Origin of the sequence: Tenacibaculum sp. TC6, from assembly GCF_050606265.1 — a bacterium.
Classification (GTDB): Bacteria; Bacteroidota; Bacteroidia; order Flavobacteriales; family Flavobacteriaceae; genus Polaribacter.
Genome location: NZ_JBOCUK010000001.1, coordinates 1 through 26331 on the forward strand (window position 1 = coordinate 1; position 26331 = coordinate 26331).

At 32.4% G+C, this 26331-nt stretch carries 20 protein-coding genes; 5 read left to right on the top strand and 15 right to left on the bottom strand.

All coding sequences use genetic code 11. From position 1 onward, the window contains the following. Nucleotides 1–153: 153 nt before the first annotated feature. The 8 genes from ACQY1Q_RS00005 to ACQY1Q_RS00040 all read right to left on the bottom strand — a co-directional run bounded on the left by ACQY1Q_RS00005 (nucleotide 154) and on the right by ACQY1Q_RS00040 (nucleotide 12514). Nucleotides 154–1242 carry a hypothetical protein gene (locus tag ACQY1Q_RS00005; RefSeq protein WP_431003219.1) on the bottom strand — a complete coding sequence of 363 codons (1089 nt, stop codon included), beginning with the start codon at nucleotides 1240–1242 and terminating at the stop codon, nucleotides 154–156. 187 nt (nucleotides 1243–1429) lie between these two features. Beyond that, nucleotides 1430–3448 (bottom strand): hypothetical protein, encoded by a 2019-nt coding sequence (locus ACQY1Q_RS00010; RefSeq protein WP_431003220.1) that lies wholly within the window; start codon nucleotides 3446–3448, stop codon nucleotides 1430–1432. Nucleotides 3449–3733: 285 nt separating this feature from the next. Further along, nucleotides 3734–4243 carry a nuclear transport factor 2 family protein gene (locus ACQY1Q_RS00015; protein WP_431003221.1) on the bottom strand — a complete coding sequence of 170 codons (510 nt, stop codon included), beginning with the start codon at nucleotides 4241–4243 and terminating at the stop codon, nucleotides 3734–3736. Nucleotides 4244–4346: 103 nt separating this feature from the next. Continuing rightward, on the bottom strand, nucleotides 4347–5966 hold the full coding sequence (locus tag ACQY1Q_RS00020; protein WP_431003222.1) for an RluA family pseudouridine synthase: 1620 nt from the start codon (nucleotides 5964–5966) through the stop codon (nucleotides 4347–4349). A 72-nt stretch (nucleotides 5967–6038) separates the two neighbouring features. Beyond that, nucleotides 6039–7811: an AMP-dependent synthetase/ligase gene (locus ACQY1Q_RS00025; protein WP_431003223.1), complete on the bottom strand. Its 1773-nt coding sequence runs from the start codon at nucleotides 7809–7811 to the stop codon at nucleotides 6039–6041. 72 nt (nucleotides 7812–7883) lie between these two features. Next, the gene (locus tag ACQY1Q_RS00030; RefSeq protein ID WP_431003224.1) at nucleotides 7884–9656 is read right to left on the bottom strand and encodes an AMP-dependent synthetase/ligase; all 1773 of its coding nucleotides are present in this window, start codon (nucleotides 9654–9656) and stop codon (nucleotides 7884–7886) included. A gap of 38 nt (nucleotides 9657–9694) precedes the next feature. Continuing rightward, nucleotides 9695–10870, bottom strand: coding sequence for an aspartate aminotransferase family protein (locus tag ACQY1Q_RS00035; protein ID WP_431003225.1), 1176 nt, complete (start codon nucleotides 10868–10870; stop codon nucleotides 9695–9697). Between the two features lie 6 nt (nucleotides 10871–10876). Continuing rightward, entirely contained in the window at nucleotides 10877–12514 is a 1638-nt protein-coding gene (locus tag ACQY1Q_RS00040; RefSeq protein ID WP_431003226.1) for an OstA-like protein, read from the bottom strand. Nucleotides 12515–12762: 248 nt separating this feature from the next. Between ACQY1Q_RS00040 and ACQY1Q_RS00045 the strand changes: the two genes are divergently transcribed. Continuing rightward, a complete protein-coding gene (locus ACQY1Q_RS00045; protein ID WP_431003227.1) occupies nucleotides 12763–14199 on the top strand; it encodes a pyridoxal phosphate-dependent decarboxylase family protein in 1437 nt (478 codons plus the stop codon). Between the two features lie 64 nt (nucleotides 14200–14263). On the opposite strand, the gene gcvT is transcribed toward ACQY1Q_RS00045, so the two are convergent. Beyond that, nucleotides 14264–15346: a glycine cleavage system aminomethyltransferase GcvT gene (gene gcvT, locus ACQY1Q_RS00050; protein WP_431003228.1), complete on the bottom strand. Its 1083-nt coding sequence runs from the start codon at nucleotides 15344–15346 to the stop codon at nucleotides 14264–14266. Nucleotides 15347–15515: 169 nt separating this feature from the next. Between gcvT and ACQY1Q_RS00055 the strand changes: the two genes are divergently transcribed. Both ACQY1Q_RS00055 and ACQY1Q_RS00060 read left to right on the top strand, forming a co-directional pair. Beyond that, nucleotides 15516–17144, top strand: a complete 1629-nt coding sequence (locus tag ACQY1Q_RS00055; RefSeq protein WP_431003229.1) for an aminopeptidase P N-terminal domain-containing protein — start codon at nucleotides 15516–15518, stop codon at nucleotides 17142–17144. Then, on the top strand, nucleotides 17144–17695 hold the full coding sequence (locus ACQY1Q_RS00060; RefSeq protein WP_431003230.1) for a TlpA family protein disulfide reductase: 552 nt from the start codon (nucleotides 17144–17146) through the stop codon (nucleotides 17693–17695). Before ACQY1Q_RS00055 ends, ACQY1Q_RS00060 begins: the two co-directional genes overlap by 1 nt. Nucleotides 17696–17746: 51 nt before the next feature. Here the strand turns inward: ACQY1Q_RS00060 and ACQY1Q_RS00065 are convergent, their stop codons facing one another. The 3 genes from ACQY1Q_RS00065 to ACQY1Q_RS00075 all read right to left on the bottom strand — a co-directional run bounded on the left by ACQY1Q_RS00065 (nucleotide 17747) and on the right by ACQY1Q_RS00075 (nucleotide 19757). Beyond that, on the bottom strand, nucleotides 17747–18082 hold the full coding sequence (locus tag ACQY1Q_RS00065) for a hypothetical protein (protein ID WP_431003231.1): 336 nt from the start codon (nucleotides 18080–18082) through the stop codon (nucleotides 17747–17749). A gap of 313 nt (nucleotides 18083–18395) precedes the next feature. Continuing rightward, nucleotides 18396–18740, bottom strand: coding sequence for a hypothetical protein (locus ACQY1Q_RS00070; protein WP_431003232.1), 345 nt, complete (start codon nucleotides 18738–18740; stop codon nucleotides 18396–18398). Between the two features lie 162 nt (nucleotides 18741–18902). Beyond that, a complete protein-coding gene (locus ACQY1Q_RS00075) occupies nucleotides 18903–19757 on the bottom strand; it encodes an alpha/beta fold hydrolase (protein WP_431003233.1) in 855 nt (284 codons plus the stop codon). A gap of 87 nt (nucleotides 19758–19844) precedes the next feature. Between ACQY1Q_RS00075 and priA the strand changes: the two genes are divergently transcribed. Together priA and ACQY1Q_RS00085 are read left to right on the top strand one after the other, a co-directional pair. Next, nucleotides 19845–22268 carry a replication restart helicase PriA gene (gene priA, locus ACQY1Q_RS00080; protein ID WP_431003510.1) on the top strand — a complete coding sequence of 808 codons (2424 nt, stop codon included), beginning with the start codon at nucleotides 19845–19847 and terminating at the stop codon, nucleotides 22266–22268. A gap of 259 nt (nucleotides 22269–22527) precedes the next feature. Beyond that, the gene (locus tag ACQY1Q_RS00085; RefSeq protein ID WP_431003234.1) at nucleotides 22528–22683 is read left to right on the top strand and encodes a hypothetical protein; all 156 of its coding nucleotides are present in this window, start codon (nucleotides 22528–22530) and stop codon (nucleotides 22681–22683) included. An 89-nt stretch (nucleotides 22684–22772) separates the two neighbouring features. Here the strand turns inward: ACQY1Q_RS00085 and ACQY1Q_RS00090 are convergent, their stop codons facing one another. The 3 genes from ACQY1Q_RS00090 to ACQY1Q_RS00100 form a co-directional block, all read right to left on the bottom strand. Next, nucleotides 22773–25037, bottom strand: coding sequence for a TonB-dependent receptor (locus ACQY1Q_RS00090; protein ID WP_431003235.1), 2265 nt, complete (start codon nucleotides 25035–25037; stop codon nucleotides 22773–22775). 113 nt (nucleotides 25038–25150) lie between these two features. Next, nucleotides 25151–25471, bottom strand: a complete 321-nt coding sequence (locus ACQY1Q_RS00095) for a hypothetical protein (protein WP_431003236.1) — start codon at nucleotides 25469–25471, stop codon at nucleotides 25151–25153. An 85-nt stretch (nucleotides 25472–25556) separates the two neighbouring features. Next, nucleotides 25557–26330, bottom strand: a complete 774-nt coding sequence (locus tag ACQY1Q_RS00100) for a TerC family protein (protein WP_431003237.1) — start codon at nucleotides 26328–26330, stop codon at nucleotides 25557–25559. Between the last annotated feature and the right edge of the window lies 1 nt (nucleotide 26331).

The following is a 26331-nucleotide window of genomic DNA, read 5'->3' on the forward strand; positions in this document are numbered from 1 at the left end:
CTTATGATGTAAATTATAAAAGTACTTTGGTTTAAAAAAGTATAAAATTTACTTGTTTTTTACCTCAGTTCTTTGTTGGGTACAGTACTTTTCTATTATTCATTTTCATCTTTTCTTTCAGATGAATTAATATCTCCAAATCTATAATGCCTCTTAAAATTCTCCCTTTGATGATAGATAATCTAAGAATTTTTCCAATGTGTCTTTCATTGCTTGGTTAATACGTAATTCTTCATTTTCTTTAAAAACTATTCCGTCATTCAACATTTCGTTAATTAAAGACCAATCTCCTCCATCTCGTCGAAATAATTTATATTCTTTACTTTTTACATGTTCTGAAAGTACTTTATATTTGTCATTTAATTCTTTCTCATCTTTAACGAGATTTGATATCTCTTTTAAATTCGATAACCCCATAAATGAGTACTTTCCTTCTAAATATCTGTCAAAAATAGCATCATCCATTCTTGTATACTGATAATCTTTTAGATTTTTGAAATTAACTACATTTTTTCTCTTTCTATTATATTCTTTCCGTTTATCTAGTTTCACAGACAATTCCATTATTAAAATAAAAATGATTGCTCCAATTATGAAATATGCAATTAATCTCGATAGTTGAGTCCAAAAATTCCCATAAAAAGCTTTCTTTAAAAAAGTTAATTCTTGTTTTACATCGGTAGAATTAACTACAGCAATTTTTTGTTGACCTGCTATTTTACCAAATGAAATAATTTCAGGAATTTCATTTATTTTATGAAGAACGAGAAGCTTAATTATAAAAAACTCTTCAGACTCTAAAATTACTCTCGAAAAAATCACTTTATCTTTCTGATAATCTTTAAAGTGTAAATTTCTTTTCAAGTAGTCATTGCTAGATTGGATTAATTCAGGTTTTTCAATGATTTTTCCTGAACTTAACTTTATTCCTACTAGGTCATTTTCATCATAAAATTCCTTAATTATATTTTCATTTCCATTATTAACAATCTTTACAGTATAAATTCTTAAATTTTCTCCAGTTTGTTTTAAATTGGTACTATCATATGCAACTTCTAACTTACTAATATCTGCATTGAAGTCAAGTACATTGGTATTTGCAATTATTTCATATCTTAAATCTACTTTTTTCTCTTGTAGAAAAGCATAAATTGTTACCACTGCTCCTATAACTCCTAATAGAGTAACTACGGTTTTATATGCAACATTGTCGAAGTATTTTTCTATTATTTTATCACTCATTCAGTTTGTTTTTGTATTGTACCCAACTTGTTTATATAAGCACTTTTTGTGTTTTTATACGAATCTTTTAGAAGTATAAGAGCACATTTCAGCCAAATATAAAAATAAAAAAGTATAGCAATCTAACTTAATTACGGTAATTAAAATAAGCGCCGGTTAAATCGACGCTTATTAATTATTATAGGTTTTAAATACCACTAACCGGACCGGTAAGAGGAGTTTGCGCAGGTTTAGCTATTCCATAAATAACGATTACTCCGGAACCACCTCCCCAAGTAGAAAAGGCAGGGTCAGGTTTCGCCTCCATAACGGTTTGAGGTAGATTCCAGTTATTAGCACACCAAAGATTTCCCGCTTGGTCAACGACTACATCTGTGAGCATTTGAATACTCCCCGAATGAATGGTATGGATCAAATCTCCGGTATTAAAAGCTTCAGTACGTCCGCTAGGGGTAGCACCTGCCATGAATGATACGCCTCTTCCCATAAAGTTAGCAACCCAAACATCATCATTTCCATCAACTGAAACTCCCCATGGTGCGTTTAGTTTACCGTCTCCGTAAGCTGTTAAATTAGACTTGTGAGTGGTTTTATCAATAGTATCTATAGGGGTAGCATCTGCAGGAATCATAAAAACCGCACCTGTTTTATGGTTGCGTCCTACTGTTTGTTGCAGATGAGGATACCCAAGTGCAAATCCTTCAATGATAGAAACATTATCTGTAGTAGTTGTAGGAGGGAAGTCGGGACTTGTATTACAGGCTACCCAGAAATTTCCTTTTGAATCCAAAGCTACGCCGCGACCACCACCTGCAAGAATAAAACGTTCTACAGGCCTGTCTTTTTCAAACGGAGAATAGCGCACTAAAGACTTGCTATTTGTATTACTAATCCATACACGGTTAGCATTGTCAATAGTAGCTGCAAACGGAGCAGATAAATGATCATCAAGATTTTTGTTTATAACAACTCTTCCTTTAGTAAAGTCACCGTTCGGAAAGTAAAGCATTCGGTTGGATGAAGTTCCCACAATCCATATATCTCCATTAGGTGCTACGCCTATACCTTGCAATCCTCCGATTTTATTAATGATTTCAGTCAGGTATTCCGGAATTTCATCAAATGCGGGAGTACCATCTTCTAAATTATATACTCCTATAGATCCATTAAAACTAGATACCCAGCAAGTACCTTCTTTGGTAACTGCTGTACCCCAACCGGCACCATCAACCCCCATTCCTGTATAACCGGCAACGGGAGGTGATATTAACTGACCCGTTGAATCTAGTTTAACAAGTCCGCCACCGATGCCTTGATACACGCCGTTTTGTGCCCCCGGCATCCAGTTTAATCCTGTCCATAAATTTCCTTCTTTATCAAGGGATAGTTTTCCCGGAGCGCAGATTCCTCCTTGTCCAAAAGCTAAAATCATAGAAAAATCTTCCGGAGCAAAACTTAAATAAGGTACAAAAGGTGAGTTTCGACGGCTGGCCGGAACTTTACTGTTAGGTTTAGCAGGAAAACCATCTTTTGGTGATGGATAGGCTTTGTCAAACAAGTTAAATATATCTGTTGGATATAACCAAGGAGATTGAGCAATGCCAATCATAGCCTCGGCAGTATTTTTTGGTGTATTACCTTCTAAGGAAGTTGTATATTTTAAGAAATCCTTTTTCCAGTTTGAGTCCTCAATTTGAACTGTACCGTAAGCTGTAATTAGCGCAGCTAATGTATTCAATCGAGCCAACGTTTCATTTTGCGTGATATTGAATGGATTTGTTAGCACATCTCCCCAAGTTCCTGTTACAGGATTAACAAGGTTTGGGGTATTTTTAGCGGCAATTCTAATCCCGTGTAAGTTCCCGGATAAACGAAGCTCATTAAAAAACTGAGCACAAGTAAAAGCAGAAGCTACTGTGGTTAATTCATTAACAACAATGCCGTTTTTACTAATGTCTTCCTGCAATTTTGGAGATAAAACAGAAAGCAAAACGACTTCAGAGCCTGTTAGTTCAGCAGTAATATAGAGAATAGAGGTATCGGATTCAGGAGTTGCAATTATGGTAAATTCACCATTAGCTTCAGTTGTTACGGTATAGTCACCAATTGCATTTTCATTGTTGGCCTCCCATAATTTTATTGTTGCTGTAACATTATTAGATTGGTTGAATGATAGTTTTCCTTTAATAGTTGTTTGATGAGACATAGCTTTAAGATTAACGGGTTAGTTTTCATATAAAAATGTTTAATTCCAGAGAAAAGAAAAAACAATGTATTTTTTATAGTTGATTCTTTCTGAATTAAGCTCATTACGTATAACGGTTTCTTATTGTAACCGTTAGTTAGCAGTATTAAAGGTAATGATTTTAGGTTCAGAGCAAACCTTGATGATTCCGAGAGGATTTTAGTTAGTCTTAAGCGTAGCTATATTTGCCGTAATCGTGATTATGGATTGTTGAATAAAGATCAAATACAGTTCATATAAAAGGCTTTACTTTTTCATTTGAGCTTTAATTTGCTCGTGGTATTTAGTATAGTTACCATAATCTATATGTTTAGTAATTAGACCATCTTTTATGGTTAGCACGGTTACAAAGGGTATGGCTATTAAGATAGATTCATTACTGTTTTTGTCAAACCAAGAAGTGGGTAAAATACACTCAAAAGTAGAGTTGATAACCGCATATGTTTCTGTAAAAAAACTTTTTTCTATAGTAAAATGCACATAAGGCGGTTTGTTGTTTTGAAATCTGTTTTTAAAAACGTCCTTAAAAAAGTTATATACGTTTTCTTTTCCTTGAAAACTAAATGTTTGTTTAAAGGCTTCTGTACCTGTAGGGTCTTCAAAAGAAACTGTATCCGCATAAAAAGTTTTCATGGTGTCAAAATCCCAAGCACCATAAGCTTCCATATACCGCAAGGCTATTTCTTTGGTATTATTAGTTTGTGAATAAAGGCTAGTATGTATAACTAAACATATTAAAAGACATAAAAATCTCATAGGTATAAGTTTTAGGTTTCTAAATGTATTAATTTACATCATACCTTTTGTTTTTTATTTAAATGAAATGGTTGTATGCTCTTTTAAAAAACTTTAATAGCTGTTAAAAAGGGCAGGGGGCAGTAATAGTGATTTGTTGTTTTGTTACAGGATGTGTAAACATAAGTTGTTCAGCATGTAAGTGTAAACGAGTACTTTTAGTGCCGTATAAATCATCACCTACAATGGGAATGTTAAGCCCTAAGTTATGAGCAGCGTGTACACGTAGTTGATGTGTTCTGCCGGTTATAGGATACATATACACTTTGGTTTGTTGGTTTTGTATATTTATTACTTCCCAATGAGTTATTGCTTTTTTTCCATGTTCAAAACAAACCAATTGTTTAGGACGATCTTCTAAATCAACACGTAAGGGTAATTCAATGATGCCTTTTTTTTGAGATAACACACCGTTTAATAAAGCAATATATCTTTTTTGTATGGTTTTTTTGATAAATTGTTCTTGTAGTCGTTTGTGTATTTCTTTGGTTTTAGCAACTATTAAAATACCTGATGTAGACATGTCTAACCGATGAACGATAAGCGGACCAGTAGCCTCAGGGTATTTAGTACGCATAATACTTTCAACAGTATAGGTGCTTTCTTTTCCGGTTACACTTAAAAACTCAGCAGGTTTGTTAATTGCTACTAAATGTTCATCTTCAAACAACACCGGAAGCTCTTTAGGATATTGTAATTCTGAAAGTAACGGGTTTTGAGCCACGGGTAAGCCTTGAAGCATGAATTCCAAAATAGGTTTACATTTTCCGGTACAGGCAGGATAATATTGTAGATGTTTTCTTATCGCAGTTGGTAGGGGTTTACCCCACCAAAATTCAGCCATAGCTATAGGGGTAAGTTGATGGTTAAAAGCGTATTGTAATAGTTTAGGAGCGCAACAATCTCCCGCACCGGCAGGTATGTTTTGAGGATTGTTATTAAAAAGAGTCAATAGGTTTTGGGTTTGTTGCTTACTATTTAAAAACACATAGTGCTCAAATATTTTTTGTTGTACAGTAGCAGAAATCTCAGTTCTTTGTTTTTTTAAAAGATCAATTTTTTTCTGTACAGCTGTATAGGCTTCTTGTAGCGGTTGCATTTTGTTAGAAAGATATATGGCATATTCTTTTAGATAAAACTCTTCATTAATGTTTTTTTGATTGTCAGTTATGCCTTGTTCTTTTCGTAACTTTCTTCTCTTTTTAATTTTTAATTGTTCCTCTTCTAAAAGTAACTTAAAAGTTTCTTTTTGATGCATATATTTTTTTTGAAGCTGAATATATGCTGTGTCATTTATTAAGGCTGAAATTTGCGCTGTAATAGCATTTAACTTTAGCTCAGTTTGTACATAAAAACCGTCTGGGTTTAGGATATCAAATACAGGAGGAACAAAATGTGTATGTAGATTTGTATTAGCCAGTTTTCCTGAAAAAGCAGCTAAATAACCTAAGTTTTCGTGAGTGTCTTTTACCACCAATACACCAAACATTTTACCTAGAGCAGATTCGTTATTGTAAGTTAGACCAAAATCATGATTAAAGTCTGTTTGAGTGGCTAAATAGTTTTGTAACTCTTTTGCTGCTAATATAGCTAATGGGTGAGGAGTATAGTTATGCGGGTAGTCAAACTCTTTTGGGAGTTCTACAGAGGGAATAGGTGAGGAAAATCTATGTAATTTATTCATATAGGCTTTAAAAAAGGAACGTCATTGTAATGGTTACAATGACGTTTTAAATTTTTATGCAGTTACATTTATTTATGGTTTATAGATTTTATCGTATAAATCGGCATAAATTTCTTTAATCACATTACGTTTCATTTTCATGGTTGGAGTTAAATGCCCAGCATCAATACTCCATTCATCCGGTGTTAATTCAAAACGTTTAATTTGTTCCCATTTACCAAAATGTTGGTTACAGTTATCTACTTCTTCCTGAATACGCTCTATAACTTTCGGATTGGTAATAAGATCAGCATTGTTACCCAATGTTATTTGATGACGGCTTGCCCATTCTCTTACAAACTCAAAATTAGGTTGTATAAAGGCTGCAGGCATTTTTTCGCCTTCACCAATAACCATTACCTGTTCTATAAATCTTGATTGTTTTAATTCACCCTCTAATAATGGTGGTATTACATATTTACCTCCTGAGGTTTTAAACATTTCTTTAGTGCGTCCGGTTATTTTCAAGAAACCATCTTCGCTTACTTCGCCTTTATCCCCGGTGTGGAAATATCCATCTTTTAATACCTCAGCAGTTTTTTCCTGATCTTTATAGTAACCTATCATTACGTTAGGTCCTTTTACCAGAATTTCACCATTTTCAGCAATTTTAACCTCTACATCTTTAATTATTCTACCTACAGTACCAATTTTAAAGCCACCGTTTCTAACATCATTTACAGAAATTACAGGAGACGTTTCCGTAAGTCCGTAACCTTCCATAACAGGCATACCTGCAGCAGCAAAAACACGAGTTAATCTTGGTTGTAAAGGAGCTGAGCCTGAAACCATTAATTTTAACTCACCTCCTAAAGCGGCTTGCCATTTTGAAAATATTAGTTTTCGTGCTAATCCTAATTGTTTTTCATACCACCAACCGTTAGCACCGTAAGGTTCATATTTTAATCCCAGTTCTATAGCCCAAAAGAATAATTTCTTTTTAATACCTGTTAATTCTGTTCCTTTTGCGTAGATTTTATCATAAATCTTTTCATATAAACGCGGAACAGCGGTCATTACATTAGGTTTTATTTCCTGAGCGTTTTCACTAAGTTTTTCAATAGATTCTGCAAAATAGATTGAAACTCCACAATACTGATATAAATACAGTATCATACGTTCAAAAATATGACATACCGGTAAAAAGCTCAATGCTTTTTCTTGTCCGTATGTTAAAGGCACTCGTAATTCACTGCTAAGAACATTTGATACAATGTTTCTATGAGAAAGCATAACTCCTTTAGGTTTTCCGGTGGTACCCGAAGTATATATTAAAGTAGCTAAGGTATCAGAAGTAACCGCATTTTTACGGTCTTCTACTTCGTTTTGGTTGCTCTCATCTTCACCAAGTGTTAATACTTCTTTCCAGCTTTTTTCTCCTGCTATGGCATCAAAAGTGAAAACGTCTTTTAGCTTGGTATTGGCTTTAATTTGATTTAACTTTTCTAAAATAGTTTCATCAGAAACAAAGCAGTAGGTAGCTTCAGAGTGATTAAGAATGTATTCGTAATCTTCTTTTGAAATCGTAGGGTATATAGGCACGTTTTGCGCACCTGTTTGTAAAATACCTATATCACAAACATTCCATTCTGTTCTGTTATTGGTTGATATAACAGCAATTTTATCATTAGGTTGTACACCTAAGCGTAATAATCCGCGGCTAATAGTATTGGCCTGCGCTATATATTCTTTAGTAGATAATGATTCCCACTTACCATCATACTTAGTGATAAGAGCTTTTGATAAGTTGTAAGTTTCTAATTGGTAATAAGGGAAATCAAAAAGACGTGTAATTTCACTCGGCATAAATTCAAAATTTTGGGCTTTGCAAATTAGGAAAAATAGCTTGATTGCACAAATAAAGGTTTACAGCTTGATTTATTGATGATTATATATTTTTTTGTACAAATCGTTGTATTTTTCTAAGATGTTTTTGCGCTTTATTTTCAACGTTGGGGTTAAATGCCCTGCTTCAATACTCCATTCATCAGGGGTAATTTCAAAGCGTTTAATTTGTTCCCATTTTCCAAAATGTTGATTGCATTTATCAATTTCTTTTTGCAGTCTGTTTAGTAGTTTTTCGTCGCTACTAATATGGGTAATTATATGGTTATGGCGTTTTGCCCATTCATTAACAAAGTGAAACGAAACTTGTATAAGCGCAGCCGGCATTTTTTCACCTTCACCAACAACCATTACTTGTTCTATAAATCGAGATTTTTTTAATTCACTTTCTAAAATAGCAGGAGCAATGTATTTACCGCCGGAGGTTTTAAACATTTCTTTTTTTCTATCGGTAATTTTTAAAAAGCCATCAGTATCTAGCTCGCCAATATCTCCGGTATGAAAATATCCGCCTTTTAAAACCGCGTTTGTTAGCTCCGGATTTTTATAATAGCCTAACATAACATTAGGGCCTTTTACTAAAATTTCTCCGTCATCAGCAATACGTACGGTAACCTCTTCTATTATTTTACCTACGGTGCCTACTTTAAAGCCATAGTTTCTCATATCTGTAACCGATACAGCCGGAGAGGTTTCTGTTAATCCATATCCTTCACAAACGGGAATACCGGCAGCGGTAAACACTTTAATTAATCGGGCCTGCATTGGGGCACTTCCGGCAATCATAAACTCTAAATTGCCTCCTAAGGCTTCTTTCCATTTAGAAAAAATAAGTTTTTTAGCAAATGATAATTGTGTTTCATACCACCAACCGTTTTGCTGGTATGGTTGATAGTTTTCTCCTAATTGTAATGCCCAAAAGAATAGTTTTTTCTTGAGTCCTTTAAGATTACTTCCTTTATCTACAATTTTATCAAATACTTTTTCTAACAACCTTGGTACCACCGCCATAAAGTGAGGTTGGATTTCTTTCAAATTATCTCCTAATTTATCAATGCTTTCAGCAAAGTGTATTTGAAATCCCATATATTGACAATAGTATGAACTGGCTCGTTCAAAAATATGACAGATGGGTAAATAACTGATTGCTTTTTTTTGATTGTTTTGTAAATCCAATTTATTACCCACCGCAAATACATTGCTTACTATATTGTGATGTGAAAGCATAACGCCTTTGGGAGTTCCTGTAGTTCCGGAGGTATAAATAATGGTAGCAAGATGATTTGGTTGTACTTTTATTTTTAGTTCATCAACTTCGGATTGTAATTCTTCAGAAGCACCTAATTTTAGAAACGAATTCCAATCATAGTCGGTAGCTAATTCCTCAAAAGAGAATATTTTTTTAAGTTGTGTTTTTGATGCAACTTCTTTTACTTTTTCATAGAGTTGGTGATCTGATACAAAACAGTAAGTACTGTCTGAATGGTTTAAAATATAAGCATAATCTTTTTCAGAAAAAGTGGGGTATAAAGGTACATTCACAGCACCTATTTGCATAATGCCTATATCAAGAATATGCCATTTGGGTTGATTTACAGAGGTGATAACAGCAATTTTATCGTTGGGTTTTACACCTAATGATAGTAATGCTCTACTTACTGTATTAGCAAGTTTGATATAGTTTTGAGTTGAAATACTTTGCCAGGAATTATTGACTTTTGATACAAAACATTTTTCCTGCGGATATTGATGTAATTGATGATAGGCAAAATCAAAAAGCCTGGTAATCGTATTAGATTTATGCATATGAGGGACTCTTTGCTCTAAATCTACTAAAAAAACGTTTATTCGCCTAGTGCTTTTAATAAGATATTACATCCTTCTTTAATTTCATCATCTGTAATGGTTAATGGCGGAGTAATTCTAATAGCTCTCCCTTCAAAGAGTAGCCAAAATAAGATAAGTCCGTTATCCATACAATTCAAAATAACTTCTGTAGCTATTTCAGGAGTATCAACCAAAAGTGCTAACATTAATCCGCGTCCTCTTATTTCTTTTACTTTAGAATGATTTTTAAAAATAGATCGTATAAGTTGCTCTTTTCTTAAAGCTTCCGCCATAAGATTACTTTGGGTAATTTCATTTACTGTAGCTAATCCTGCTGCGGCAATTACCGGGTGCCCGCCAAAGGTAGTTATGTGCCCTAATTTTGGATTTTCTTTTAAACAACTCATCAGTTCAAATGATGTGATAAAAGCTCCGATAGGCATTCCTCCACCAAGTCCTTTTCCTGTGATGATAATATGAGGTACAACCTGATAGTTTTCAAAGCCCCAAAAAGTTCCGGTTCTTCCAACTCCTGATTGTATTTCATCTAAAATAAGTAGGGCGCCTACCTCATCACAACGTTGTTTTACTTTGGTTAAAAAACCGTTTTCAGGTTCAATAAATCCGGCACCTCCTTGTATGGTTTCTAAAATAACTCCGGCTGTTTTAGTGGTTATTTTAGCAAGATCAGCTTCATTATTAAATTGAATAAAGCGTGTACCCGGAATAAGTGGTCTAAAGGCTTGGTTTTGTTGTTCAGCACCACAAACACTCATGGCTCCTTGTGTATTACCGTGATACGCATTTTTAGCAGCTATCATTTCACTTCTACCGGTATATCTTTTGGCTAATTTTAAAGCACCTTCTGTAGCTTCGGTACCTGAATTTACCAGATAAACAGAAGAAAGATGATCGGGCAATGTTTTGGCTAAAGCTTTACAAAGTTCTAGCTGGGGTTTTTGTATGAATTCACCATATACCATAACGTGGGTATACTGTGTTACTTGTTCTTGAATAGCTTTTGTAACTTTTGGGTGATTGTGTCCTAAACTGTTGGCAGATACTCCGGCAACAAAATCTAACATTTTTTTTCCGTTACTATCGTATATATAACTTCCGTTAGCATGAGAAATTTCAATAGCTAAAGGATGTGGAGAGGTTTGGCCTTGATATTTTAAAAAATCACTCTTCATATAAAACTATTCTCTTTTAAAATTGTATTCTTCCAGTACGTTTTTTTTCTTTTGTTCTTCTGAAAGTTGCTCTTTTGCTTTGGTTACAGCTTTGTTTTCTTTTTTAGGTGTAGGAGTATTTTGGGCTTCGGATGCATCTTTCTTAAAAATATCTTCCATTACAAGAGGTTGCTCATCACCACGCCATATAAACCCTTTAAATTTTTTTTCATTTTGAGGAAACTCAGAAGGAGGAAAGGTTTTACCTTCTGACTTTTTAAAGTACTTTGTTTGAGCTATTTCATTGTTTTCAAGCGTAAACTCAATATCACTGGCAATTTCTTTGGTAATGGTTTCCAGTTTTTGAGTATCATCGTTTCTATTGTGGTACAATGATTCTGCATTTCCTTTAACAAGCATTGTTTTTAGCTCATTATCAATAAATTTACCATAAATGTTACGTCCTTTAATCTGGTTGTAATCGTCTTCTGCTAAAGAATCTTTTTGAATCATAAAAGCATTTCTAAGCACTCGAAGCGAATCTAATTTATTAGTTTCTTTATCTGAAAGTAACTGAATGCTATCACCTGTAATTTGACTTTTTCCTGACCAAAGGATCGGATTTTTAAACATTCGGGTTAATCCGGTTACCTGACTGGTATGAATAGAATCACATTTGCCTTGTAGGTCAGATTTAAATATTTTAACGTTGTTAAATATTCTGACAATTCGTTCTTCAGGTTTTCCGGTTACCAGAATTTTATCACCATGAACATACATAGAATCTTTTTCATGTATAGAAATGGCTACGGCTCTGTCAATAATAAAAAGAGAGTCTTTTTGCTCGAATAATTCGGCATAATTCCCTTTGGTAACCATATTTTGTATGGTATCAATTACTTTTATTCTGTTGGTAGCAGAAGCAAAACCTTTTCTTTTATCGTAGTATAAACTGTCAGCTTCAACAGTTCTGTCTTTTAAAAATAATTTGGCTCTTTTTACAAAATAAGATACTTCAGTATTGGTGTCATAAAATCCTCTTTCAGAGTATATTTTGGTACTATCTTTTAAGTTCGTAATGGTACTTGGGCCGTACAGGTAGGCTAAACTGGTATTGGTATAGTAATCTAAATGATCAGATTCCAGAAAATTATCAGGGTTAACAACGGTTACTTTTGATTTTGCTGAAAACTTTTTTTCTTTTAAAAAATAAGTTCCTTCGGTACTTTTTAGGGTGTTTTTTTTATCGGTAATTGTGGCACCGCTTTGGTAGTACAGAACTTGTTCGTTTCTATCAAAATAAAGCGTATCGGTGCTCATTTTCATTTCTTTGTCGTTAATTTCAACATGCCCCCAAGAAGTTGCTTTTTTAGTATTTCCGTTATAAATAGCAAAATCACTATACTGAATAATACTATCTCCTTGTTCAATCACTACTTCACCTAATGCTTTAAACAGGTTTTCTTTTTTGTATAATAAGGCTTGTTTACAGTCTAAGGTTGCTCCCTCATGAGCTATTTTTACATTTCCTATTAAAATAGTAGCTCCCGGATATTTTTTCTCATCTGCTTCTGAGTATTCACTTGACAATACCCTTATTTTCTTTGTTTGAGAAAATACACCGATACTACCTAGTAAAAAGAATAGAATGAATAATCTTTTCAAAATTTATGGTTTTTTTAGGTAGACAAAAATAATGAAAAGAATATGCCAAATTTCTTAAGGAGAAGATAAAATGTATAAATACAAAACAGATGTTAGTTTTTTTTGGTATTTATAGATGAAGCTTTTTGTCAATTTTAGTTGAAAATTCAACAGCTTTGATTAATGTTTGCAAAAGATAAACCGAAAATAGAAAGGTAAACGGTTTTTATTGTTTTAATTTTGCAGAAACTTAAATAAATAAAAAGATTATGAGCGCTCACTTTGATTTATCCAAAGAAGAGATGAAATCGTATGGATATAAAATTGTTGATTTAATTGCAGATCATTGGGATAGTATTGGTAGTAAAAAACCGGTAATTCGTGCTACTCGAAAAGAAATGGATAGCGTTTTTTTACAAGAAGCACCAAGCAACGGTATGCCTGCTGAAGAGGTTTTAAATTTTGTTATGGAAAATGTAATGCCAAACAGTACGGTTATATCTCATCCAAAAGCATTTTCTTTTGTACCTGGTCCTAGTAATTTTATTAGTACTATGGCAGATACTTTAGCTACAGGGTTTAATATTTTTTCAGGTGGATGGATGGTATCACCGGCAGCTGCCGAACTGGAAATTGTAACCATGAATTGGTTATTGAAAATGTATAATTTTCCGGTAGAAAAAGGGGGCGGTATTTTTACCAGCGGAGGTTCTATGGCTAACTTAACCGCTTTAGTAACTGCCAGACGTATTAAGTGTGGAGATGATTTTTCAAAGGCTGTTATTTATTTATCAGATCAAGCCCATTCATCAAATATTAAAGCTATTCGCGTTTTAGGCTTTAAGAAAGAACAAATCAGAGTTTTACCTACAGATTTAGAGTTTAGAATTAGTATTAACAAGTTAAAAAATGCTATTGCTAAAGACCGACTAGAAGGGTTACAACCGTTTTGTTTTATAGCGTCTGCAGGAACTACCAATACAGGTACAGTTGATCCGTTAAATGATATTGCAGATATTTGTGAGGAAGAAGGGTTATGGATGCATGTTGACGGAGCTTATGGTGGAGCGGCAATTTTATCGGAAAAAGGAGCTAAGGCTTTGAGAGGTATTGAAAGAGCCGATTCATTAACTGTAGATCCGCACAAATGGTTTTATCAGCCTTATGAAATAGGGTGTTTATTAGTAAAAGACGCCAGTTGGTTAAGCAATACATTTAGCGAAAAGCCTGAGTATTTAAGAGATATTGAAGGAAATGAATCAGAAATTAATTTTTATGATTACGGAATTCAATTAACCAGACGTTTTAGAGCTTTAAAGTTTTATATGTCTATCAAAACGTATGGTTTAGATACCTTTAAAAAGGCGGTTACTTATAATATTCAATTGGCTGATGATGTAGAAAAAATGCTACGTAAGAGTAGAAACTGGGAAATTATTTCTCCGGCAACCTTGGCAGTTATTAATTTTAGATACAATCCGATTGGGTTGAATTTATCTGAAGAAAGAATTGATAAATTAAATCAACAGATTTCGCAAAAAATAATGGATTCCGGTGAGGCGTTTTTAGTAACCACTGTGTTAAATAAACAAGTGGTATTAAGAATGTGTTTAATTAACCCTAAAACTACTTTTGAAGACGTAAAGTCTACATTCTTACAGTGTAATTCCTATGCAGAAGAAATTCTGAATGAAGAAAAGAAGTAAAAAAGTTTATGGTATAAAAAAAGGCTATTCTGTAACAGAGTAGCCTTTTTTATTTGACTGTATATTATCCTTTATAAAATGGTAATTTAACCACTTTTGCAGGAATTTGTTTTTTACGGATTTGGATAAAAACTTCACTATCTAATTTTGAGTTTTCAATAGTTACGTATCCTAAACCGATTCCTTTATTTAAAGAAGGACTCATTGTTCCAGAAGTAACATTTCCAATAATGGTTCCGTCTGCATCTACAATTTCATACCCTTGACGAGGAATACCACGTTCTGTTAATTCAAAAGCAACTAATTTACGAGAAACTCCTTCTTCTTTTTGTTTTTTAATGGCCTCAGAGTTTACAAAATCTTTAGTAAACTTAGTAATCCATCCTAAACCAGCTTCAATAGGAGAAGTTGTATCATCAATGTCATTGCCATATAAGCAATATCCCATTTCTAAACGAAGTGTATCACGAGCGGCTAATCCGATAGGTTTAATTCCCCAATCAGCACCCGCTTCAAACACTTTGTTCCAAACTGCCTCAACATCTTCATTTTTTACATAAATTTCAAAACCTCCTGAACCTGTATATCCGGTAGCAGAAACAACTACATTGGGTAATCCGGCAAAGTCAGTAATTTCAAAAGTGTAAAATTTAATGGTAGATAAATCTACTGAGGTTAACGATTGCATTGCTTCAGCAGCTTTAGGACCTTGAATAGCTAATAAAGACCAATCATCAGAACGGTCTTCCATAGTAACTCCTAAATCGTTGTGTTTTGAAATCCAGTTCCAGTCTTTTTCAATATTTGAAGCATTAACTACTAACATGTATTCATTTTCACTAATCATGTAAATAATTAAATCATCAACAATACCACCGTCAGCATTAGGCATACAGCTATATTGAGCTTTTCCCGGAGTTAATTTTGAAGCGTCATTAGACGTTATCTTTTGAATTAAAGCCAAGGCGTTTTCACCTTTTAAAAAGAATTCACCCATATGGCTAACATCAAATACACCTACACCGTTTCTCACAGTTTCATGCTCAATGTTCACACCTTCATATTGTACAGGCATATTAAACCCGGCAAAAGGAACTAGTTTAGCACCTAAAGCGTCATGAATGTGTGTTAATGCAGTATTTTTCATTTTTTTAGAATTGTTTGTTTTATAATGTTGCTAAAGTATATAAAAAAAGAGAAACAAAAAGCGTGAAATTGTTGAATATTTTAATGGTATTTTAACTAAAGTTATGTTAATATTTTAGCAAACTTTTTAAATAATTTTAACTTTGAATAGAAACCTAAATTATAAGTTTATGAGATGGAAGGGTATTTTATTTGTTTGCACTACGTTACTAAGTAGTTTAGTATGTATAGGACAAACACCTACCGACTATTTACCGGCAAGTTTTCATAAAGAAAAACGTGACATGCTACGTAATAAAATGGCTAAAAATTCTGTAACTGTTGTGTTTTCTAATCCGATAAGAAACAGGGCTAATGATGTGGATTATGTTTTTCATCAAGACCCTAATTTTTATTATTTAACAGGATTTAGAGAGCCCAATGCTGTTTTACTTCTTTTTTCTGAAGACCAAACAGATGCTACCGGAAACACTTACAACGAGATTTTATATGTTCCAAAGAAAGATGAAAGATATGAAATGTGGAATGGGAAAAGACTAGGAGTAGCCGGGGCTAAAAATGAACTAGGATTTACCACCGTAAAAACTACCGATAATTTTTTAACAGACGCTATTGACTATAAAAACTTTGAGGCAGTATATATAGAGAAATTTAAAGATGATTACAGAGATTCTAAACGAAACATGACCGATTTGCATGATTTGGTTACGCATTTCAAAAACAAATCAGGTTATAATAAAGCAAATTTCTTCTTGAATGAGAAAGAATCAATTTATACACTTATAAAATCTACTCCTATAGAAAATTCAGCAAATGTTGCAAGGTATATAGGAAAGGCAATAACTTATTACCCTTCTATTAAGAATGATAAATTATTGATGGATTATAAGGATACAGAGAATAATGATTTGAGAAAAGAAATAAGAGAAAGAGTGATTAAAGAAATGAATCAAGTTAATCTTAATATAAGTCATTTCCCTAAAACCATGGCAGAATTACGAGAAATAAAATCTAAAGAAGAATTAAAACTATTAACAAAAGCAGTTCGAATATCTGCAATTGGTCAGGTAGAAGTTATGAAAGCCATGAAACCCAACATGTCTGAAACCGAAATTCAAGGAATACATGAATTTGTATATAAAAAATACGGTGCAGAGTATGAAGGATACCCATCTATAGTTGGAGCCGGAAATAATGGATGTATACTTCATTATATTGACAATAATAAAATGAAAGTAGGAAATGAATTGGTTTTAATGGATTTAGGAGCTGAATACAGAGGATATACTGCTGATGTAACCAGAACCATACCGGCTAACGGTAAATTTTCTCCCGAACAAAAAATAATTTATGAATTGGTTTTAAAAGCTCAGGATGCCGGAATTGCAGCTTGTGTAAAAGGTAATGATTTTTGGAAACCTAACACTGAAGCCAAAAAAGTGATTAATGAGGGACTATATAAATTAGGAATTATCGAGTCACCTGAGGCAGGTCATTCTTATTTTCCTCATGGTACTTCTCATCATATTGGTTTAGATGTTCATGATCCGGGAACATACAATACCTTAGCACCTAATATGGTTATTACCGTTGAACCGGGGATATACATACCGGAAGGAAGCCAATGTGATAAAAAATGGTGGGGTATTGCTGTGCGTATTGAAGATGATATTTTAATTACTGACCAAAAGCCTGTTAATTTATCAGGAGAAGCACCAAGAGAAGTGAAAGCTATAGAAAATATGATGAAAAAGAAAAGTGTTTTAGATGGTTTTGTTTTACCCAATTTAGATAATTAATGAAATTAACCAGAAAAAAAATAATTACAAACCTTGTTTTTTTGGTTGTTATCGGGTTGCTTTTATACCCACCAACTAAAGTATATTTTATTCGTTTGGTTTCATTTTCTCCTTCTACTATTAGTAAGGAAAAAAGACAGACCCTACAAGATTACAATTGGAGGTTAACAGGATTAAATACAACGTCAATAGAAGGAGAAACACTAAAAGGAAAAATAGTTTTTTTAAATTTTTGGGCAACATGGTGTCCGCCTTGTGTAGCAGAGCTTCCCGGTATACAGCAGTTGTATAATGATTATAAAGATAAAGTATCTTTTGTTTTTATAAGTAATGAGAAATGGGAGACAATTGATACTTTTTATAAGAAAAACACCTATAACTTACCTACTTATGTACTTCACGGAACTCAAGAACAATTATTTAACGTAACATCTATTCCAACTACTTTTATTATTGAGGGTAACGGGGAAGTTGTGGTAAATAAAAACGGAGCTGCAGATTGGAACAGTAAAAGTGTTCGGGGTTTGTTAGATTCTTTACTCACAAAATAAAAAAAGCTGCTTCAAAAGAAGCAGCTTTTTAATTATATTAGGTTGTTTGTATTATTTTTTTACTTTAATAGGTAAAATAAAAATATCGTGTTGTTTTACTTTAGAAGCAGAAACTTTTTTGTTGTTTAGTTTATCTTTAATAAAAGCGTTTACTTTTTCATCTTTTGAAATAACATCAACAACCACAATTTCGTTTTGATTGTTAAGAACAAAAGAAACACGTACCACTAAGTTTTCTTCAGTATTTAAAGGTATTTTATTCCCAATTAAATCAACAACTTGTGAGCGAAGTGAACTGGTTGCTTTAGGGGTTTTGTCGTTAGCAAATGCAGCTACAGACATTAATAAACTTACACCTACAACTAACGAACTAAATTTTGATTTCATAATCGTTTTTTATTAATTTTTTTAAAATTTAATTTTGATGGCGCAAAGATACATGGGTGTTTTTGATTAATGAATATTTAAAAATAGAATTAACTTTTTTTTAATAAATAGTCAAAATTAAGGTTTTTTTAAAGTTGTTTTTTGATGATAATTTATTTTTTATCTGTTTTAGATTGTAATGATTTTAACTTTATATTAATTTCTAAAGAATTCCATGATTTTTTATGATTTAAGTTGTTTACATTAACTTTACTCATAAAAAAAAGCGTCAAATTTTGACGCTTTTCTTATATAACAAATGAAGAAATTTATATTATGCTTTGTTAACTTTTATAGGTAACTCATAAATCTCTTTTTGATATTCTTTAGTAATATTTACTTTTTGATAATTCAATTTGTTTTTAATATAAGTACTTAACTCTGTGTTTTCAGAAGTAACATCAATAATAACAATTTCGTTTTTATCATTTACCATAAAAGAAATTTGAGCATTGATGGTTCCGTTAGCCTTAACAGGAATTCTTTTACCAATTAAGCTAACTACTTGTTCACGTAAATTATTTTTACTGGTTGTAGGATTTGTGGTAGCAGCTACAGCAGAAACTGAAGAAAGTAAAGCGATACCTAAAGCAAGAAAAATGTTTATAACTGTTTTCATAATGAATGTTTTTAAGTTTTAATTTTTAAAATCAGTTATATGACGTACGATACTATAAAACGTTTCAAAGAGTGTGATTGATTTAGTAAAATTTTAACATTAAATGGTGTTCAAGGTATGTTATTCTTAAAATAATTAAATAATCACTAAGAATAAGTTAATTTATGAGGCTAGTATTTGTACACACCATTCTTTAGGAGTTTCGAGCATAGGAAAATGTCCGGAGTTATGAATCCAAGTAAGTTGATTGATAGGAATTTCACTATGCAGTTGTTTAGCGATGGCCGGTATGGCTATAGGATCATTAACTGCCCAAACAATTCGTACAGGAATTTGACATACAGTTAAAGCGCCTATCCATCGATGCCAAAAAAAATATCTTTCATTCAGATAATTACTAATTAAATGGAAAACTTTTCTACCATTATTATAGGTTAGTAAAAACCATATATCACGTAATTCCTCGTTATTAATTTTTGTTTTATTAAAAAATGTCTTTTTTATATTTCTATTAAAAATATAAGGATTCGTCATTTTAGCCGCCCATTTTCCTGTCCATTTATTTTTTAGGAGTTTTTGAATTATTCTAAGTTTGGCTAATTCTATATGCATACTACCATTACAAAGTATGAGTTCTTTAAAATTAAAATTAATTTGTTTACGGTTGTATCGGGCAATAATTTCGGTAGCAATGCTGGTTCCGTAATCATGTGCTAATAAGGTAACTGTATTTAGCCCTAAATTCTGCCATAAACTAATGGCTACATCTGCTTGTTCAATAAGTGAATATGAATAATTCAAAGGTTTTTCAGAAAATCCGAAACCAATATGATCGTGAAGTATCACTCTGTATTTTTCAGCTAAAACAGGAAGTACCTTATAATAATCAAAAGAGGAGGTAGGAAAACCATGTAAAATAACTAATACCTCTTTATTACCGCCGGTATCAATAACAAAAACAGATTTATTTTCAATACAGATTAATTTTCCTAAAGATTTCCATTCAGTTGCTCTCATAACTCTAAAAAACAGTTTACAATGTAGTGAAATTTATGTAGTTTTGAGCCTCGCTAAAATACGTTTCCTATTTATTTTATAGATGTCATATTACCCATTCCTCTGCAAAAAACGTTTACTTATACAGTAACAGAAGCAGAAGCTACCTTTCTTAAAAAAGGAATGAGAGTAGCTGTTCCTTTTGGTAAATCTAAAATATATACAGCATTAGTGTTTGCCATTCATCAAACGCCTCCGGATTTGTATGAGGCCAAAGATATTCATCAAATTTTAGATGAACACCCTATTGTTAATGAGCAGCAGTTAAAGCATTGGGAATGGATAGCCGGCTATTATATGTGTTCATTAGGAGATGTTTTCAGGGCCGCGTTACCCTCTGCATTTTTATTAGAAAGTGAAACCGTTATTTACAAAAACGAAGTGTTTATAGCTGATGTTGAACTTAGTGATGAAGCCTTTTTAATCGTTGAAGCATTACAATATCATTCCCAATTAACCATACACCAAGTTTCAGATATTCTTGATAAAAAGAAAGTATTACCTATTATAGACGAATTACTACAAAAGAATGCCGTTTATATAAAGGAAGAAATCTATGAAACGTATAAGCCTAAATTAGTCAAGTATATTCGGTTATCAGCTAAATATAGCTCAGAAGAAAGTTTACAAGTATTGCTTGATGAACTTACCAGATCTAAAAAACAACGAGAAGCTATTTTACATTATTTCCAATTAGCAGGAAATAAAAAGCCAATTAAAGTTAAAGATTTAGAAGATAGAGCAGCGGTTTCATCAGCGGTTATAAAAGCGTTAGTTGATAAAGAAATTTTTGAGTTTTATTACGTACAAACAGATCGAGTTAGTTTTGGTGGTACTACAAACAATATAAAAGCTCTTAATGAACATCAAGAGCAAGCATATAATGAAATTAAAACTTCTTTTGAAAAATATGAGGTAACCTTATTACACGGTGTTACCGGATCAGGTAAAACAGAAATTTATGTTAAGCTCATCAAAGAGGTTTTAGCTACCGGAAAGCAAGTATTATTTTTACTGCCGGAAATAGCATTGACTACGCAAATCATAACCAGACTTCAAAATTATTTTGGAAATCAAATTTCTGTTTTTCATTCTAAATATTCAATGAATGAAAGAGTAGAAGTATGGAACAATGTTATAGAAAATAAACCGAAAGCTCAAATTATTTTAGGAGCAAGATCTTCCTTGTTTTTACCATTTTCAAATTTAGGAATGATTGTGGTAGATGAGGAGCACGAGAGCTCTTACAAACAATATGATCCGGCACCACGTTATAATGCAAGAGATGCGGCTGTGGTATTAGCTTATCAACATAAAGCCAAGCTTTTATTAGGTTCAGCAACACCTTCTATAGAAAGTTATTACAATGCAATGCAACAAAAATATGGGTTTGTTGCATTACAAAGACGTTTTGGGAATATTCAATTACCTAAAATAGAGTTAATTGATATAAAAGAAAAGTATAGAAAAAAAGAAATGAAAGGGCACTTTTCTGATCGTTTATTACAAATGATTACAGAAGCACTGAATGAGAAAGAACAGGTTATTTTATTTCAAAATCGAAGAGGATATTCTCCTGTGGTAGAATGTACAACTTGCGGAACATCACCACAGTGCCCAAATTGTGATGTTAGTTTAACGTATCATAAATTCAGAAAAGAGTTAAAGTGTCATTACTGTCATTATCAGCGAGCCATGCCTCATAGTTGCGGAGCTTGCGGAAGTTCTACTTTAGATACTAAAGGATTCGGAACTGAACAAATTGAGTTAGAACTTAAAGAATTGTTTCCCGAACATTCTATTGGCAGAATGGATTTAGATACAACCCGAGGAAAATACGGATATCAAAAAATTATTGGAGCTTTTGAAGCCCAGGAAATAGATATTTTGGTAGGAACTCAAATGCTTTCTAAAGGATTAGATTTTGAAAATGTATCGTTAGTTGGAATTTTAAATGCCGATTCCATGCTGAATTTCCCTGATTTTCGTGCACATGAAAGAGCATATCAATTAATGGTACAGGTATCGGGTAGGGCTGGACGCTCTAAAAAACAAGGAAATGTGGTAATTCAAACATACAATCCGTATCATCAAATTTTACAACAAGTATCTGCCAACCAGTATACAGAAATGTATAAAGAACAGTTACAAGATCGTTGGCAATTTCATTATCCGCCATATTATAGAATCATCAGAATTACGTTAAAACATAAAGATTATACTCGGGTTGATACCGGTATTCATTGGTTAGCTAAAGCGTTACAAAATTCTTTTGGAGAGCATGTTATGGGGCCTACGGAACCATCTGTTTCTCGTATTCGTAATCAGTATATAAAAAATCTAACCCTTAAAATACCACCTAAGCAATCGTTAGGAAAAACAAAAGAACAAATACAGAAAATTAAGAATGCATTTGAATCTATAAAAGACTTTAGAGCTATACGTTTTATAGTGGATGTAGATGCCTATTAAATTTTTTTTAAGAAAAGTTATTATAATTTAAAAAAAAGTTTTATCTTAGCAGAGTCTTTGGAGACGTCCTTAGACTTTCTTTTTCATAGCAATTTTCCCACTCAATCTTTTGGGTGGGTTTTTTTTATCGTTAATTTTTTACACTTTATCTATTGAATTGGTTAGTTGAAAGGTAGCTATGATGATTTGAGCTAAAACCAAACCTAAGCTTTCATTTTAGTTACTACTTTGCAGTATAATTATTAAAAGGCTTTAGAGTATGAAAACAGAAACTATTAAAATTAAGCTAGTTAATAAAGCAGGAAATGAGGCTACCAGTCAATATATTTTTATTGAAATTCCGGTAGTTTCTAATGAAATATTATTTAATCAAGTGTATATGGTTAAGGATTTTGGATGTGTGTTTTTGAACTAAGATGATATAAATTTTTTCCCCTTGAACTAGAAACAATAAGGGCTCTATCTATTTGATAGAGCCCTTATTACTTTATATGAAAATGTTTTTTATAAGTTAAATTGTAAACTAAAAACAAAGTTTCTTCCCGGATTTAATATTCCGTCAGATTTTAATCGAGATAAATGATTGATGTATTTTTCGTTTAATAGGTTATTAACAATAAGCGAAGTTGTAAACTTATATTTATTAAGTATAAAATCACCACCAATACTTAAGTTAAGTAAACTATATGCAGGAGTTGTTGTTTCAAATTCACTTACTCTATTTTGATCTAAGTAACTATGTAAGCTTACAGATGCATACGCTTGTTGAAACCATTTATTGATATCAAATTCTCCTCTTATTTGATTTTTAAATACATTAGCAGGAATAAGCGGTAAATAGTTTCCGGTATCTCTTTTACCAATTACGGTTTCAAAACTACTTTCAAGGTGTAACCAATCTAAAGGGTGCGGATGTAAATGAAAACCGAATTCTCCTCCGTATAGTTTAGCACTTTCTTGTAAATAAGTATAAACAGGTACCCCATCTTCAATTTCACCGGTAGGTGATAAGTAAATGTAGTTATTTATGGCATTATAAAAACCATTAGCAAATAATTCAAAATGTTCTGTATCATATTCTAACGCTAAATCAAATTGCAGGTTTTTCTCATTTACTAAATCATTATTACCTTCTTCAAAACGATTCGTTCCATGATGTACACCATTAGATGTTAATTCAGCTAAGTTAGGAGCTCTGAATCCGTTAGCTATATTTAATCGGGTAGTAAGTAAATTAAATAGTTTGGTTTTAAATCCTAAAGAAGCTGTAAAACTGTTAAAAGATTTATTAATGGCATTAAAAACATGAACTTCGTTTTCATGAGTTATTTCATGTCGCTCACTATCAATAGAACGATTATCAAAACGAATACCGGCTTGTAAAGCAGTATCATCATTTATGCTGTAATTAGCAGTGGTAAACACACCAATATCATTAACTGTAGCATTAGGAATTAAAAGTTCTTCTCCAAAATTTTTATTAGTTTGATGCATTCCTTGTAAACCTACAAGCACTTCTACATCACCAAATTTAGGAAGATGGTATTTTGTGTTATAACTAAAAGTTTTTAAGGACATATCTAAGGCAGCTTCACCTTCTGCATGTTCTTCATGAGCTCCCAGAGGTTCGTTAGGATCGTGGTCTTCATGTTCTTCAAACTCTTTTCTGCTGTTAACTATATATCCTAAATCGATATCAAGTTTTGAGTTTTTAAAGAAAATATGATTGTGTAAACTAAGAATATGATTGTTAATACTTTGGTATGGAAGTTCTAAATGAGTTTCTGTTGATTGTTCACCAATACCTTCTGTTAATCCTAATTCAGAATCGTTAAAGTTATAGCGTAATTCAGATGAAAAGTTTTTGCTATGGTAACCAACACCTAGTTTTAAATCTTTTTCATTAAAACGAGTATTAGTTACTCTTTGTTCTGTAGGTATTTTATAATCTGAATGAAAGGCATAAGTACCTCTTGCTAAAAATTGCCAGTCTTGTAATGATGATTTTACACCAACTGAAGTATTACTACCTAAAGTATTGCTGTAAAAACGTTGTTGTACATTCACATTGGTTTTATTTTCTGAAGCAAATTTTTCAGGCTGAATGTATAATACACCTCCTAATGCATCTGAACCATATAATAAAGAGGCCGGGCCTTTGATAACTTCAACACCTTCAACACCGGCGGCATTAATACCTAACCCGTGTTCTCCTCCAAATTGTTGATTTTCTAAACGTACCCCTTGTGTATAAACTAAAACGCGGTTTCCGCTTAAACCTCTAATAACAGGTTTGCCAATAGATACTCCCGTAGAAACTTGTGTTACCCCGGCAATACTGCTAAGTCCTTCCGCTAGAGTAGTAGCCCCGGTTTTTTGAATAGCTCTGGCAGATAAACGTTCTACCTTCATTACGTTTTCAGATTGTAATTTATTAAATGGTGTAGAAATAATAACCTCGTCTATTTTAAAGATAGATTCTTCTAATTGAATGTCAAAAGTTAAATCTTGATTAGAAAAGGCTAATGTTTTAGAAACGGTTTTATATCCAATAAAAGAAAAATTGATAATTACTTTACCATTCGGAATATTTTTAAAAGTATAAGTTCCGTCTTCTAATGAAGTTGTTCCTTTGTGTAGGTTAGGGGCATATATTTCTACTCCTAATAAAGGGGTGTTATTACTATCTGTAATTTTTCCGGTTAAGGTATTTTGTGCGTATAGGTTAGAAAACTCAATAAAGAGTAGTAGTATGAATAATTTTTTCATTGTTATGTTTTACTAATTAAATTTTACGAGAAGCTATTCCTTATTTGGGATAATAAGAAACAGACAATAGTTAATAGTTGATTTTCAACTATTACTATTTATAGAATACATATTTAAACAGTAAAACAGGGGGGAGCCCTGGAAGCTTGTTGTTTTACAACCTGATGAGAGAAAAATTGAGGTTGTAAAGTAAAAATAGTTTTATAAAAGTGTTCCGGTATTACAGAAAAACTAATTGAGTGGTCAAAAGAAAAAACCTCAAAGTGAAAATGTAAAATAGAACAGTTAACTTCTTGTTCGTGAAAATGATGTTCATCAACAGCAGAACAAACAATATGTGTATGATCTTCAAAAGCGTGAATAGTTTGTATTACTGAAGGTACCAGTAATATAAACAAACTAACAATTGCTATATATTTTTGAAGCTTTAACACATAGCAAAAGTAACTAAAAAAAATAAACCTCAATATTTTTTATTTATTGAGGTTTATTTACTTAGAATAGACGTTAAAAAGACGACTATTTTTTCTTACTTCTCATACGCATATTTAACATTTCAACTACTAATGAAAATGTGATAGCAAAATATAAATATCCTTTGGGTATAGCTCCTATTTCTTGTCCGAAAAGCTTAGCATGTGATAAATGAGCTGCTTCAGCTATTAACATAAATCCGATAAGAATTAAGAATGCTAAACCAAGCATTTGAATTGTAGGGTGTTGATTAACAAATTTTCCAACCGGGTTAGCAAATACCATCATAATAATCATTGATAAAACCACAGAAGTAATCATAATTATCATTGCCCCATTAACACCATTAGTCATACCAACCGCAGTTAAAATTGAATCAAAAGAGAAAACAATATTAATTAAGGTAATTTGTACAATAGCCTGACCAATAGTATGTCTTTTCTTAGGCTTTTCTTCAAGTAAATGCTCATCTAAACCTTCTACTTTATGGTGAATTTCTTTAGTACTTTTATACAGTAAGAAAAGTCCACCGGCAAATAAAATTAAACTTTGCCCTGTAAACCCGGCTTTAAACCAAGATAAATCAAGATGGAAAAAAGGAGCATTCATAGCAATAAGTACAGAAATACCAAATAGTAAACCTATACGTAAAAGCATAGCTAAGAATAACCCAATGTTTGTGGCTTTCTTTTGTTCACTTTCCGGTAGTTTATTAGCGGCTATGGATATGAAAATAATATTATCAATACCTAGTACGATTTCTAAAAAAGTTAGGGTTACTAAGGCGCCCCATGTGTCTGCCTGTAAGAAAATTTCCATA

What these genes read in the sequence shown, in the direction of transcription:
- ACQY1Q_RS00005 (WP_431003219.1), bottom strand. Translation starts at nt 1,242, where the DNA reads ATGAGTGATAAAATAATAGAAAAATACTTCGACAATGTTGCATATAAA.
- ACQY1Q_RS00010 (WP_431003220.1), bottom strand. Translation starts at nt 3,448, where the DNA reads ATGTCTCATCAAACAACTATTAAAGGAAAACTATCATTCAACCAATCT.
- ACQY1Q_RS00015 (WP_431003221.1), bottom strand. Translation starts at nt 4,243, where the DNA reads ATGAGATTTTTATGTCTTTTAATATGTTTAGTTATACATACTAGCCTT.
- ACQY1Q_RS00020 (WP_431003222.1), bottom strand. Translation starts at nt 5,966, where the DNA reads ATGAATAAATTACATAGATTTTCCTCACCTATTCCCTCTGTAGAACTC.
- ACQY1Q_RS00025 (WP_431003223.1), bottom strand. Translation starts at nt 7,811, where the DNA reads ATGCCGAGTGAAATTACACGTCTTTTTGATTTCCCTTATTACCAATTA.
- ACQY1Q_RS00030 (WP_431003224.1), bottom strand. Translation starts at nt 9,656, where the DNA reads ATGCATAAATCTAATACGATTACCAGGCTTTTTGATTTTGCCTATCAT.
- ACQY1Q_RS00035 (WP_431003225.1), bottom strand. Translation starts at nt 10,870, where the DNA reads ATGAAGAGTGATTTTTTAAAATATCAAGGCCAAACCTCTCCACATCCT.
- ACQY1Q_RS00045 (WP_431003227.1), top strand. Translation starts at nt 12,763, where the DNA reads ATGAGCGCTCACTTTGATTTATCCAAAGAAGAGATGAAATCGTATGGA.
- gcvT (WP_431003228.1), bottom strand. Translation starts at nt 15,346, where the DNA reads ATGAAAAATACTGCATTAACACACATTCATGACGCTTTAGGTGCTAAA.
- ACQY1Q_RS00055 (WP_431003229.1), top strand. Translation starts at nt 15,516, where the DNA reads ATGAGATGGAAGGGTATTTTATTTGTTTGCACTACGTTACTAAGTAGT.
- ACQY1Q_RS00060 (WP_431003230.1), top strand. Translation starts at nt 17,144, where the DNA reads ATGAAATTAACCAGAAAAAAAATAATTACAAACCTTGTTTTTTTGGTT.
- ACQY1Q_RS00065 (WP_431003231.1), bottom strand. Translation starts at nt 18,082, where the DNA reads ATGAAATCAAAATTTAGTTCGTTAGTTGTAGGTGTAAGTTTATTAATG.
- ACQY1Q_RS00070 (WP_431003232.1), bottom strand. Translation starts at nt 18,740, where the DNA reads ATGAAAACAGTTATAAACATTTTTCTTGCTTTAGGTATCGCTTTACTT.
- ACQY1Q_RS00075 (WP_431003233.1), bottom strand. Translation starts at nt 19,757, where the DNA reads ATGAGAGCAACTGAATGGAAATCTTTAGGAAAATTAATCTGTATTGAA.
- ACQY1Q_RS00085 (WP_431003234.1), top strand. Translation starts at nt 22,528, where the DNA reads ATGAAAACAGAAACTATTAAAATTAAGCTAGTTAATAAAGCAGGAAAT.
- ACQY1Q_RS00090 (WP_431003235.1), bottom strand. Translation starts at nt 25,037, where the DNA reads ATGAAAAAATTATTCATACTACTACTCTTTATTGAGTTTTCTAACCTA.
- ACQY1Q_RS00100 (WP_431003237.1), bottom strand. Translation starts at nt 26,330, where the DNA reads ATGGAAATTTTCTTACAGGCAGACACATGGGGCGCCTTAGTAACCCTA.